Source organism: Streptomyces chattanoogensis, assembly GCF_001294335.1.
In the GTDB taxonomy this organism is placed as follows: domain Bacteria; phylum Actinomycetota; class Actinomycetes; order Streptomycetales; family Streptomycetaceae; genus Streptomyces; species Streptomyces chattanoogensis.
Genome location: NZ_LGKG01000024.1, coordinates 165,798 through 177,706, shown reverse-complemented (window position 1 = coordinate 177,706; position 11,909 = coordinate 165,798). Strand labels below are relative to the sequence as shown.

The 11,909-nt window shown below is 71.7% G+C and carries 12 protein-coding genes and 1 pseudogene; 10 read left to right on the top strand and 3 right to left on the bottom strand.

Features of this window, described 5'->3' with window-relative positions; all coding sequences use genetic code 11:
- Positions 1-19 precede the first annotated feature (19 nt).
- The 3 genes and pseudogenes from ADL29_RS06485 to ADL29_RS44440 form a co-directional block, all read left to right on the top strand.
- The gene (locus ADL29_RS06485) at positions 20-265 is read left to right on the top strand and encodes a DUF4244 domain-containing protein (RefSeq protein WP_169795194.1); all 246 of its coding nucleotides are present in this window, start codon (positions 20-22) and stop codon (positions 263-265) included.
- Positions 252-629 (top strand): TadE family type IV pilus minor pilin, encoded by a 378-nt coding sequence (locus ADL29_RS44950; RefSeq protein WP_063788398.1) that lies wholly within the window; start codon positions 252-254, stop codon positions 627-629. The genes ADL29_RS06485 and ADL29_RS44950 overlap by 14 nt, the downstream gene beginning before the upstream one ends.
- Positions 630-645: 16 nt before the next feature.
- Positions 646-879, top strand: a pseudogene (locus ADL29_RS44440) (Rv3654c family TadE-like protein); the annotation flags it as partial.
- A 96-nt stretch (positions 880-975) separates the two neighbouring features.
- On the opposite strand, the gene ADL29_RS44435 reads toward ADL29_RS44440, so the two are convergent.
- A complete protein-coding gene (locus ADL29_RS44435) occupies positions 976-3,420 on the bottom strand; it encodes a DEAD/DEAH box helicase (RefSeq protein WP_078970791.1) in 2,445 nt (814 codons plus the stop codon).
- Between the two features lie 80 nt (positions 3,421-3,500).
- Between ADL29_RS44435 and bldG the strand changes: the two genes are divergently transcribed.
- The 7 genes from bldG (at position 3,501) to ADL29_RS06440 (ending at position 10,764) form a co-directional block, all read left to right on the top strand.
- Positions 3,501-3,842 carry an anti-sigma factor antagonist BldG gene (gene bldG / locus ADL29_RS06470; RefSeq protein WP_053922764.1) on the top strand — a complete coding sequence of 114 codons (342 nt, stop codon included), beginning with the start codon at positions 3,501-3,503 and terminating at the stop codon, positions 3,840-3,842.
- Between the two features lie 108 nt (positions 3,843-3,950).
- Complete coding sequence (locus tag ADL29_RS06465; RefSeq protein WP_053922763.1) at positions 3,951-4,394, top strand: ATP-binding protein; 444 nt, start codon at positions 3,951-3,953, stop codon at positions 4,392-4,394.
- 633 nt (positions 4,395-5,027) lie between these two features.
- Positions 5,028-7,433, top strand: coding sequence for a sodium-translocating pyrophosphatase (locus ADL29_RS06460; protein WP_053922762.1), 2,406 nt, complete (start codon positions 5,028-5,030; stop codon positions 7,431-7,433).
- A gap of 216 nt (positions 7,434-7,649) precedes the next feature.
- Positions 7,650-8,237 (top strand): hypothetical protein, encoded by a 588-nt coding sequence (locus ADL29_RS06455; protein WP_053922761.1) that lies wholly within the window; start codon positions 7,650-7,652, stop codon positions 8,235-8,237.
- 111 nt (positions 8,238-8,348) lie between these two features.
- A complete protein-coding gene (locus ADL29_RS06450) occupies positions 8,349-9,884 on the top strand; it encodes a N5-glutamine methyltransferase family protein (RefSeq protein ID WP_053922760.1) in 1,536 nt (511 codons plus the stop codon).
- A 103-nt stretch (positions 9,885-9,987) separates the two neighbouring features.
- On the top strand, positions 9,988-10,185 hold the full coding sequence (locus tag ADL29_RS06445; protein WP_053922759.1) for a hypothetical protein: 198 nt from the start codon (positions 9,988-9,990) through the stop codon (positions 10,183-10,185).
- A gap of 171 nt (positions 10,186-10,356) precedes the next feature.
- Positions 10,357-10,764 (top strand): hypothetical protein, encoded by a 408-nt coding sequence (locus ADL29_RS06440; protein ID WP_053922758.1) that lies wholly within the window; start codon positions 10,357-10,359, stop codon positions 10,762-10,764.
- 22 nt (positions 10,765-10,786) lie between these two features.
- Here the strand turns inward: ADL29_RS06440 and ADL29_RS06435 are convergent, their stop codons facing one another.
- Positions 10,787-11,200, bottom strand: coding sequence for a DUF2752 domain-containing protein (locus tag ADL29_RS06435; protein ID WP_053922757.1), 414 nt, complete (start codon positions 11,198-11,200; stop codon positions 10,787-10,789).
- The gene (locus ADL29_RS06430; RefSeq protein ID WP_053922756.1) at positions 11,197-11,793 is read right to left on the bottom strand and encodes a hypothetical protein; all 597 of its coding nucleotides are present in this window, start codon (positions 11,791-11,793) and stop codon (positions 11,197-11,199) included. Before ADL29_RS06430 ends, ADL29_RS06435 begins: the two co-directional genes overlap by 4 nt.
- Positions 11,794-11,909 lie beyond the last annotated feature (116 nt).

Below are 11,909 nucleotides of genomic sequence, written 5' to 3'. Positions count from 1 at the left end.
TGAGTTCAAGGGGGTTGGCATGGTCATGGGAGCTGGCACGGTCAAGGGGGCCGGCATGGTGCGGCGTCGGTGGATGCGGTGGCGCGGCTGGTGGCTGCGGCTGCGCACCGCGGAGGCGGACCGGGGAATGATCACGGCCGAATACGCCGTCGGCACGGTCGCGACCTGTGCCCTGGCGATGGTGTTCTACAAGGTCGTCACCAGCGGCACGGTGGCCGAGCTGCTGCAAGGCGCCTTGGAGAAGGCGTTCGGTGTCCGGGTCTGACGTCGCGCCGCCCGGCCGGACCGCCCGCGACGCGGGGTCGGTGACGGCGGAGGCGGCCCTGGTGATGCCGGTGCTGGTGGCGGTCGCGGGGGCGCTCATCTGGGGCCTGATGGCCGCCTGCGCCCGTATCGAGTGTGTGGACGCGGCACGGGCCGGGGCGCGGATGGCCGCACGGTCGGAAACACGGGCGGCGGTGCTCCGGGCGGCGCGGGACGCGGCTCCCGAGGGCGCGCGGGTCGTGCTGGTGCGCGAGGGCGACCTGGTGCGGGTACGCGTCGAGGCCCGGCTGCCCGGTCCGGGACGGCTGACGGCGCAGGTCACAGGGGAGGCGGTGGCTCTTGCGGAGGAGACGGTGGGGCGGTGATGAGGGCTCCGCGACGGTGTGGACGGTCTTCGCGGCGGCCGCGCTGTGTGCGGTCTTCACGGCCCTGCTCGCCGTGAGCCAGGCCGTCACGGCCCGGCACCGGGCGGGCGGCGCCGCGGACCTGGCGGCCCTGGCCGCCGCGGACCGCGCCCTCCACGGGCGGTCCGTGGCCTGCGCGGCGGCGCGCCGGGTGGCGGTCGCCCAGCATGCCCGGCTGGTGCGCTGCGCGCTGGCCGGGCCGGTCGCCGACGTATCGGCCGAGGCCGGCAGCGGGCCCTACACGGCGCGGATACGGGCCAGGGCGGGCCCCGCCGCCGCAGCCGCCACGCCCGCCGCAGGGCACCCGTCAGGGGCCCTGCGGCGCGCCTCGCAGCAGTTCCCCCAGCAGCCGGATCGCGCCCCGCTTGTGGAGCGGATCGTTGCCGTTGCCGCATTTGGGGGACTGGATGCAGGACGGGCACCCGGCCTCGCACTCGCAGGCGGCAATGGCGCTGCGGGTGGCGGTGAGCCAGTCGGCGGCCGTGTGGAAGGCGCGCTCGGCGAAGCCCGCGCCGCCCGGGTGGCCGTCGTAGACGAAGACGGTCGGCAGGAGGGTGTCGGGGTGCAGCGGGACGGAGACACCGCCGATGTCCCAGCGGTCGCAGGTGGCGAACAGCGGCAGCATGCCGATGGAGGCGTGTTCGGCGGCGTGCAGCGCGCCGCCCAGCTGCTGGGGATTGATGCGGGCGGCGTCGAGCTGGTCCTCGGTGACCGTCCACCACACCGCGCGGGTGCGCAGCGTGCGGGGCGGCAGGTCCAGCTTGGTCTCGCCCAGGACCTCGCCGGTGATGAGCTTGCGGCGCAGAAAGGAGACCACCTGGTTGGTCACTTCGACGGACCCGAAGCACAGCCGGGCGTCGCCCCAGGGGACCTCGGTGTCGGTTTCGAGGATGGAGACGGCGGTCGTGTCGCGGGCCGTCGTGGAATAGGGCGGATTGGCCTCCTCGACCAGCGCGACATCGTCGTCCAGGTCGAGCCGTTGGACGAGATAGGTGCGGCCCTGATGGAGGTGGACGGCGCCGTCGTGGACGGTGGTGTGCGCGGCGCCGGCGTCCACGGTGCCCAGCAGCCGCCCGGTGCCGGCCTCCACGACCTGCACCGGCGAGCCGCCCTGGCCGCGGATGTCGGTCAGGTCCGCGGCCCGCTCGCGGCGCGTCCAGTGCCAGGCGGTGGCGCGCCGGCGCAGCAGCGCGGCGGACTCCAGCTGCGGCAGCAGACCGGCGGTGGCGGGGCCGAACAGCGGGAAGTCGGCCTCGGTGAGCGGGAGTTCGGAGGCGGCCGCGCACAGGTGCGGGGCGAGGACGTACGGGTTGTCCGGGTCCAGGACGGTGGATTCGACGGGCCGGTCGAAGAGCGCCTCGGGGTGGTGGACCAGATAGGTGTCCAGGGGGTCGTCGCGGGCCACCAGGACGGCGAGGGCGCCCTGCCCGGAGCGCCCGGCCCGCCCGGCCTGCTGCCAGAGCGAGGCGCGCGTCCCCGGATAGCCGGCGATGACGACGGCATCCAGGCCGGAGACGTCCACGCCCAGTTCGAGGGCGGTGGTCGCCGCCAGGCCGAGCAGATCGCCGCGGTGCAGGGCGCGTTCCAGGGCGCGGCGTTCCTCGGGCAGATAGCCGCCCCGGTAGGCGGCGACCCGTGCGGGCAGCGAGCGGTCCACCTCGGCGAGCCGCTCCTGCGCGATCAGGGCGATCAGTTCGGCGCCGCGCCGGGAGCGGACGAAGGCCACGGTGCGTACGCCCTGGACCGCGAGGTCGGTGAGCAGATCGGCGGTCTCGGCGGTGGCGGTGCGGCGCACGGGGGCACCCTGCTCGCCGTGGAGTTCGGTCAGTGGCGGCTCCCACAGCGCGAAGACCAGCTCACCGCGCGGCGAGGTGTCCTCGGTGATCTCCACCACGGGCAGCCCGGTGAGCCGGGTCGCCGCCTCCCCGGGCTCGGCCGCGGTGGCGGAGGCGAGCAGAAAGACCGGTTCGGCGCCGTAGCGGGCGCAGATCCGCCGCAGCCGGCGGACGACCTGTGCGACATGGGAGCCGAAGACGCCGCGGTAGGAGTGGCACTCGTCGATGACGACATAGCGCAACGCGCGCAGGAAGGAGGACCACCGGGGGTGGGCCGGCAGGATCCCGCGGTGCAGCATGTCGGGGTTGGTCAGGACGTAGTTGCCGTACTGGCGCACCCATTCGCGCTCCTCGACGGGGGTGTCACCGTCGTAGACCGCGGGCCGGATCGCCGTGCCCAGCGGGGCGGCCAGCTCGCGTACGGCGCGCCGCTGATCGGCCGCCAGTGCCTTGGTGGGCGCCAGGTACAGGGCCGTGGCCCCCCTGCCGTTGGGGGCCTCCGAGCCGTCCAGGAGCGTGGACAGGACCGGCGCGAGATACGCCAGGGACTTGCCGGAGGCGGTCCCGGTGGCGACGACGACCGACTCGCCGCGCAGCGCGTGTTCGGATGTCCGTGCCTGGTGGGCCCAGGGACGCTCGATTCCGGCCGAACGGATGGCATCGATCACTTCCGGGCGGATCTCTTCAGGCCAGTCGGCATGGCTGCCGATGCGCGGGGGCAAGTGCTCCGTATGAGTGATGCGCGCAGCGCGGGTCGCGCCCCGGGCGAGACGGTCGAGAATCATGCCTGGGGAGGGACGCGCACCCGCGTCCTGCGGCAGTCGATTGGAGGCCATCGGCACCGAGTGTGTCACCGGACTGACCGACAATGCTGACAAGGCGTCGTGCACGCCTGCTGGTAAGTGATTGAATGCCATCGCGGCTGCCAGATCCGCCCCTACTTCGGTGGGGAGGCCCCAGGGGGGCGACCGCTCGATAGCAAGGTGCTGGAGGATCCGTGGACCTGTCCCTGTCGACCCGGACCGTTGGCGACCGTACGGTCGTCGAGGTCGGTGGCGAGATTGATGTATACACCGCGCCCAAGCTGCGTGAGCAGCTGATCGAGCTTGTGAACGACGGAAGCTACCACCTCGTGGTGGACATGGAACGTGTCGACTTCCTGGACTCCACTGGGCTCGGCGTGCTGGTCGGCGGGCTCAAGCGAGTGCGTGCCCATGAGGGCTCGCTGCGCCTGGTCTGCAACCAGGAGCGCATTCTCAAGATCTTCCGTGTCACCGGACTGACCAAGGTGTTCCCGATTCACACCTCGGTCGACGAAGCCGTCTCGGCAACCGACTGACGGCTCGGTGGTGCCCCGCGCCCCAGGCGCGGGGAAGGAAGGAGTGGGGGGTACCGGGCGTCTCGTCCGGCCCCCTGCGTTGCACGTCCGCATATCGAGGGGGATGGCATGGCCACCGTCGAACTTCGCTTCAGCGCCCTTCCCGAGCACGTCCGGACCGCGCGTCTGGTCGCCGCTGCCGTGGCAAGGCGTGCCGGGGTGGACGAGGCCGTGCTGGACGAGGTGCGCCTGGCCGTCGGTGAGGCGTGCAGCCGCGCCGTGGGCCTGCACGCCAGTAACGACATCGCGGCCCCGGTGCGGGTGCTGCTGATCGAGGACGAGAAGAAGTTCTCGATCGAGGTGGGTGACGGGGTACCGGGCGGGGCCGGCCCGGCCGGCGCGCATGCCGGGGGCGAGGCCGAGGGCGCCGCGGAGAGCGAGTCCGAGGGCGAGGACGAGATGGGCCTCGCGGTGATCAGCGGGCTGGTCGACGACGTCGAGGTGACGTCCGACGAGAGCGGCGGCGTGATCCGGATGAGCTGGCCGGCGGCATCGGCCGCGATCGTGCCGTAGCGCGGCCGCAATGCCGCGGGGGGACGAGCGCGAGCCGGTCTGCGTCCGCGGCCGGCGGGGAACACGCCACTGCGTCCAAGACCCATGCAACCCGGTCGCCCCGGGCTGATCGTGGCCACGCCGGTCTTTGCGCTCTGTGCCGTGCCCTTCGTCCGGGCCGGCGACAGCTGGAGTGACGGCGATCCGGGTGACCGTGGTGGCTGCCCGTCCCCGGGCCGTCAGCCCCTCAGGGGTCCGATCCGGTCGTGATCTGACGCCGCATCGAGCACCCCCGGAAAGCGCTCCGGCCGCCCGGCCGCCACCCGTTCGGCCGTAGCCGGGCGAAGCAATTATCTCCTCCGTCACGCGTGCCACACTCGGCCCGGAAGATCGCACCACGCCTTTGAACAGCGGCGATCAGATGGCGATCAGTACGACAGGGAGATCATCGGCCACCGGTCAGTGAATTCGCCGCTTTCCTTCGTCCGAGCGAATTCTGTGGCCGACATCCTTTTGATCATCGCGACGACCGGCGAATTCCCTTTGAGGCGCCCTGTTTTGATCAGGTGCGGCTCCCTACAATCCGTCCACATCTTGCTCAGGACGCCTGAGCGTGCTTCCGCGCGCCCATGTGCCAAACGTCAAGGAGGACGAATGGCGGGGCCTTACACCCCTCAGTTGCTGGACACCCCCTCTTTTCTGGCCGCACCGTCGCTGACGTCGGGAAACCGCGCCATCGTGCTGGTGATCGCCGTCGTCGCGCTGGCCGCGCTGGCCGTGGCGGCGGTGCTGGTCCGCCAAGTACTCGCGGCCGGTGAGGGAACCGACAGTATGAAGAAGATCGCGGCGGCCGTGCAGGAAGGCGCAAATGCCTACCTGGCCCGGCAGTTGCGGACCCTCGGCGTATTTGCCGTGGTGGTGTTCTTCCTGCTCATGCTGTTGCCCGCGGACGATTGGACGCAGCGCGCGGGGCGCAGCGTCTTCTTCTTGATCGGCGCCGGATTCTCCGCGGCCACCGGCTATATCGGCATGTGGCTCGCCGTGCGCAGCAATGTGCGCGTGGCCGCGGCCGCCCGGGAAGCCACACCGGCCGAGGGCGGGAAGAAAGAAAAGGATCTTACGGCGGTCGCGCACACGGCTATGAAGATCGCATTTCGCACGGGCGGCGTGGTCGGTATGTTCACCGTCGGGCTCGGCCTGCTCGGCGCCTCCTGCGTAGTGCTCGTCTACGCGGTCGACGCGCCCAAGGTGCTGGAGGGCTTCGGCCTCGGCGCCGCGCTGATCGCGATGTTCATGAGGGTCGGCGGCGGCATCTTCACCAAGGCCGCGGACGTCGGCGCCGACCTCGTCGGCAAGGTCGAACAGGGCATCCCCGAGGACGACCCGCGCAACGCCGCCACCATCGCGGACAACGTGGGCGACAACGTCGGCGACTGCGCCGGTATGGCGGCCGACCTCTTCGAGTCGTACGCGGTCACCCTGGTCGCCGCGCTCATCCTGGGCACGGCCGCCTTCGGCAACGCCGGGCTCGCCTTCCCGCTGCTGGTCCCGGCCATCGGGGTGCTCACCGCGATGATCGGCATCTTCGTCGTCGCGCCCCGGCGCAGCGACCGCAGCGGCATGACGGCCATCAACCGCGGCTTCTTCATCTCCGCGGGCATCTCGCTGGTCCTGGTGGCCGCCGCCGTGTTCACGTACCTGCCGTCCCGCTACCGGGACCTGAAGGGCGTCAGCGACCCCGACATCCTCGCCCGGTCCGGCGACCCGCGGATGCTGGCCCTGGTGGCGGTCGCCGTCGGCATCGTGCTCGCCGCGCTGATCCAGCAGCTGACCGGCTACTTCACCGAGACCAACCGGCGGCCCGTGCGGGACATCGGCAAGACCTCGCTGACCGGCCCGGCCACCGTCGTGCTCTCCGGTATCTCCGTCGGCCTGGAGTCGGCGGTGTACTCGGCGGTGCTGATCGGGCTGGCCGTCTACGGTGCGTTCCTGCTGGGCGGCTCCTCGATCATGCTGGCGCTTTTCGCGGTGGCGCTGGCCGGCACCGGCCTGCTGACCACCGTCGGCGTGATCGTGGCGATGGACACCTTCGGCCCGGTCTCCGACAACGCGCAGGGCATCGCCGAGATGTCCGGCGATGTCACCGGTGACGGCGCGAAGGTCCTGACCGACCTGGACGCGGTCGGCAACACCACGAAGGCCATCACCAAGGGCATCGCCATCGCCACCGCCGTACTGGCGGCGGCCGCGCTGTTCGGCTCGTACCGGGACGCGATCGCCACCGCCGTCCGCGACATCGGCAAGGCCGCCAGCGGCATGGGCCTGAGCCTGGACATCTCGCAGCCCAACAACCTGGTGGGGCTGGTGCTCGGCGCCTCGGTCGTCTTCCTGTTCTCCGGGCTGGCGATCAATGCCGTGTCGCGGTCGGCGGGCGCGGTGGTCTTCGAGGTGCGCCGGCAGTTCCGGGAGCGCCCCGGGATCATGGACTACTCGGAGAAGCCCGAGTACGGGCGGGTCGTCGACATCTGCACCAAGGACGCGCTGCGCGAGCTGGCGACCCCGGGGCTGCTGGCGGTGCTCACCCCGATCGCGGTCGGCTTCTCGCTCGGCGTCGGTGCGCTCGGCTCGTTCCTGGCGGGGGCGATCGGCACCGGCACCCTGATGGCGGTCTTCCTCGCCAACTCCGGCGGCGCCTGGGACAACGCCAAGAAGCTGGTCGAGGACGGCCATTACGGCGGCAAGGGCAGCGAGGCCCATGCCGCGACGGTCATCGGCGACACGGTCGGCGACCCGTTCAAGGACACCGCGGGCCCGGCGATCAACCCGCTGCTGAAGGTCATGAACCTGGTGGCCCTGCTGATCGCGCCGGCTGTGGTGAAGTTCTCGTACGGCGAGGACAAGAACCTCGGGGTGCGGATCGTGGTCGCGGTGCTGGCGCTCGCCGTCATCGTCGGTGCGGTCTACGTCTCGAAACGGCGCGGGATCGCCGTGGGTGACGAAGACAACTCCGGGAAGCCGGAAAAGGTCGCCAAGTCGACAGAAACGGCGACGGTGTCGTAGTCGCGAAGATCTCCGGAAGGGACCGACGACGGCTCAACGGGCGGGTGGACGGCGCATTTTGCGGGCGCCGGCCACCCGCCGTCGTTGTGCCCGGAAGGCCCCGTGCTCCTTGGTGCAAATGGCTGCAATGCGGGGCGGACGGCCTGCCCGACCCGTCGACCAGGCCGTTTGGACGTGTATGTTCCGGGGCCGAGAGCAATGGAAGGGACCAATCCGGTGAACAAGAAGCTTGTGGCGGCACTGTCCGGCGGTGCGGCACTCCTGCTCGCGCTGACCGGCTGCAGCGACGACACCAACAAGGAACTCGACAGCTGGGCGAAGAAGTTCTGCGACCCTGCGCAGGCCCAGTTCAAGGCGATCCAGGATGCCAACGCCGCCATGCAGACGGCCGGCGGCGGCAACACAGACTCCAAGAAGGTCCAGCAGACCGATTCGGCGGCCTTCCAGAAGATCTCCGGCGCCTACGCATCGCTGGCCAAGTCCCTGGACAAGGCCGGCGCCCCGCCCAGCGACAGCGGCGAGGACGCCCAGAAGAACGCGGTGAACGAGCTCAACGCGCTCTCCAAGGGATACGAGAGCCTCAAGAAGCAGATCGACGGCCTGAACACCGAGGACAAAATGAAGTTCGCGGCCGGCCTGGACTCGCTGTCCAAGGGCATCAAGAAGCTCAACACCCAGAGCGAGCAGGCCTTCAAGAACCTGGAGTCCGGGGACGTCGGCAAGGCGATGGCCGCGCAGAAGGGCTGCCAGAGCCAGAGCGCATCCGCGGCCCCGCCCGCCAAGCCGTCCAAGTCCAAGTCCTAGCGGGCCCGGCCGACGGGTCCGCCGGCACCGGAGACGGCCCGGCGACGCGCCCGGAAGGGGTGCGGCGCCGGGCCGTCGCCGATTGTCGGTGGTTGCCCTGACAATGGGAGCGTGAGTACGCACCTCCCCACCGCAGATGCCCAGGACCCCGAGAGCAGCGCCCGCACCGAGCGGCTGCGCCAGGCGCTGCTGGCCGCCGCCTTCACCGCCGACGGGCTGCTGGACCTGCTCGGCGCGCCGGCCTATGCCGCGCTCGCCCGCAGCGAGACCGTTCCCGCGCTGCGGGCGACGCGCGGCGACAGCCCGCTGGAGACCCTGGTCCGGCTGTTTCTGCTGCAGCGCCCGGTGACGGAGCGGCAGGCCGGAGCCGCGCTGCCGGTGGCGGACTGCCTCGCCGACGGCTGGCTGGTGCGCGACGGCGACGAGGTGCGCGCCACGGTGGACGTCCGGCCGTACGGCGGCCCCGAGGGCCAGGACTGGTGGATCGTCTCCGACCTGGGCTGCGCGGTCGGCGGCGCGGGCGGCATCCGGGGCGTGGGGGAGGCCGACCGCTCGCAGCTGGTGCTCGGCGTGGGCGGCGCGTCCACGACCCTCGCCGGGATCACCGCGCGCACGCCCGTCGCCAAGGCACTCGACCTCGGCACGGGCTCCGGTATCCAGGCGCTGCACGCCGCCCAGCACGCCACCCGCGTCACGGCCACCGACCTCAACCCCCGGGCGCTGCGGATCGCCGCGCTGACGCTGGCGCTCTCCGGGGCGCGCCCGGCGGACCTGCGGGAGGGCTCGCTCTTCGAGCCGGTGGGGGAGGAGACCTACGACCTGATCGTGTCCAACCCGCCGTTCGTGATCTCTCCCGGCGCCCGGCTGACGTACCGGGACGGCGGGATGGGCGGCGACGACCTGTGCCGGACCCTCGTCCAGCAGTCCGCGGCGCATCTCAGCGACGGCGGGTACTGCCAGCTGCTGGCCAACTGGCAGCACGTGGAGGGCGAGGAGTGGCACGACCGGCTGCGCTCCTGGGTGCCGCGCGGCTGCGATGCCTGGATCGTGCAGCGGGAGGTGCAGGACGTCGCGCAGTACGCCGAGCTGTGGCTGCGCGATGCGGGCGACCACCGCGCCGGTGATGAGGCGTATGCCGCGCGGTACGACGCCTGGCTCGACGAATTCGAGGCGCGCAGGACCAAGGCGGTCGGCTTCGGCTGGATCACCCTGCGCAAATCCGGCTCCGACAGCCCGGCCGTCACGGTCGAGGAATGGCCGCACCCGGTGGAGCAGCCGCTGGGGGAGTCGGTCGTACGGCACTTCGACCGCCAGGACTATCTGCGGACCACGGACGACGCCGCGCTGCTGGCCGGGCACTTCCGGCTCGCTGATGAGGTGGTGCAGGAGCAGGTCGGGCTGCCCGGGGCGGAGGATCCCGAGCATGTGGTGCTGCGTCAGAACCGCGGGATGCGGCGGGCCACGAAGGTGGACACGGTCGGCGCGGGCTTTGCCGGGGTGTGCGACGGCTCGCTGCCCGCCGGGCGGATCCTGGACGCCATCGCCCAACTCGTCGGCGAGGACCCGGTGCTGCTGCGGGACCGTACGCCGGCCTCGATCCGGATGCTGATCGAGCAGGGGTTCCTGGAGCCGGTGGCCGCGCCGTAGGGGACCGGCGGCCACGGCGTGGGGGAGCCGGCGTCCGCGAACAAGTGGAAGTCGTTCATCCGGCGTTCTCCCGGGCGCCGCCCGCGGGTGCCACGCTGCCCGTATGGAGAGTGGACCCGAGGCGTTCGCGGGTGCGGCCTTCGCGCTGTTCGGCGCCGGACTGCTGCTGTGGACGGGCGTATGCGTACGGACCGGGGCGCCGGTCGCCGAGGGCGTCCGGCCCGCCGTGGGGACGACGGCGGCGCTGCTGTTCGGGGTGGTGTTCCTGGGCGCGGGGTGCTGGATGCTGGCGTTGCTGTAGCCGGTCCGGTCCCCGGCCGAGGGGACGTCAACTGACAGCCGAAGGCCGGACGTTCACTTCCGGCCAGATGCGTTCCGGGTGGCCGACACGCGGCGGGAGGGGAACCTGCGTGTGACGCCGTTCGTGTTTCCCGGTGAAGGTCACGAACAGGCTTGTCAGTGAGGACTCCCCATGAACCGTACGCTTCGCTACGTCGCCGTCGGCACGGTCGCCGTCGCCCTGCTCGCCGGCGGCTCGGCGGCCGCTTTCGCCGACCAGCCGTACGATCTGCACTCCCCGTCGCCCGTTGTGGCCACCGCTCCGGCGGCGGCGCAGCTGACGGCCAAGGCGAGTGCGACCACGGTCAATGCCTGGCAGGAGTTCCGTATCTCCGGTACTGCCAAGGGCATCAAGGCGGGCACCAAGGTCACCGTCCAGCAGAAGCAGGGCAGCAAGTGGGTCGCGCTGCCCGCCCAGGCGCCGGTCAACACCACGGGCACGTACTCGGTACGGGTCAAGCTCGGCCTCAAGGGCGTCAACCAGCTCCGGGTCGGCGCGGACGGCACGATATCCCCGGTGGTGAGCGTCACCGTCCGCTGAGCGGGGGCGGGGCCGGTCCGGCTCAGCCGACGAGATTGCGGGCGATCGTCCACACCGCGCCGATGCCCAGCACCACGGCACTGGCGCGGGCGGAGAGCCGCGGCCGGAAGTACTGCCCGCGCAGTCCCGCGCTCAGCCAGCGTGCGACGGCATAGGCGGCGGCCGGTACGCCCAGCGTGAGCAGCACGATGTTGTCGTGGAAGGCCGCCACGACATCGCCGTGCAGCAGGTCGTACGCCATCCGCGTCCCGCCGCACAGCGGGCACAGGATCCCGGTGGCCCATTTGAGCGGGCAGGGGAGCAGCACCTGGCCGGGCCGGTGCGGGTTGGTGTGCCAGAGGTAGACCGCGCCGAGCGCACCGGCACCGAGCCCGAGGGCCGCCACCCGGACGGTGCGCTTGCGGATCGCCGTGGCGGTGTGCGTCAGGGGGCTCACACGCTCAGGGACCTGGCGTAGTTGACCTGATTCATCACGAACATGACCTGCTCGGGCGACTGCACCGGGATCATCGTGGCGTGGTACCGGCCGCCGCTGTTGACCGTGACCTGCACAAACCCGGTGGTGATGCGCTCCTTCATCAGCAGGAAGAGCAGACCGAGCAGACAGACGAAGAAGAAGACGATGGCGAGCACGATGCCGGCCGTCTGGATCTTTTCCTCGGTCCGCGACATGTCCGTCGCCGTCCACACCGCGCCCTTGAGCGGCAGCGGACCGGCCGGCGTCATGATCGTGTCGCCGGTCACCGCTATATCGCCCAGCGACAGCGCCGTACCGGCGAGCTGCGGTGCCTGGCCGGGGACGGCGAGGGGTGCTGCCTGCGGCGGAGCACCCGGCGGGAAGCCGGGCGCGGACGCGGGTGGCGGTGCCGCGTTCGGGTAGCCGTACCCCGGCGCCTGGGGGGCCTGCGGGTATCCGTAGCCCTGTGGTGTGGCGTAGGGATTGTCCGCGGCCGGGCCGCCACCCGGAGGCGGGGCGTACGGATTCCGGCCGGGCTCGTCCGGCGGTGGTCCGGGGTACTGGTGCGCCATGGGTGTCCCCCCGAGAGTGTGTGACGACGGCGGCCGCCCGGCCGAGCGGCGGGCGGTGCCGCGTCCATCCTGCCAGCCGTCCGCCATGCCGCACCGGGAAAACGGCGGCTCCGGGA

Coding starts and splice junctions, on each gene's coding strand:
- ADL29_RS06485 (WP_169795194.1), top strand. CDS start 20: ATGGTCATGGGAGCTGGCACGGTCAAGGGGGCCGGCATGGTGCGGCGT.
- ADL29_RS44435 (WP_078970791.1), bottom strand. CDS start 3,420: ATGGCATTCAATCACTTACCAGCAGGCGTGCACGACGCCTTGTCAGCA.
- ADL29_RS06465 (WP_053922763.1), top strand. CDS start 3,951: ATGGCCACCGTCGAACTTCGCTTCAGCGCCCTTCCCGAGCACGTCCGG.
- ADL29_RS06460 (WP_053922762.1), top strand. CDS start 5,028: ATGGCGGGGCCTTACACCCCTCAGTTGCTGGACACCCCCTCTTTTCTG.
- ADL29_RS06445 (WP_053922759.1), top strand. CDS start 9,988: ATGGAGAGTGGACCCGAGGCGTTCGCGGGTGCGGCCTTCGCGCTGTTC.
- ADL29_RS06440 (WP_053922758.1), top strand. CDS start 10,357: ATGAACCGTACGCTTCGCTACGTCGCCGTCGGCACGGTCGCCGTCGCC.
- ADL29_RS06430 (WP_053922756.1), bottom strand. CDS start 11,793: ATGGCGCACCAGTACCCCGGACCACCGCCGGACGAGCCCGGCCGGAAT.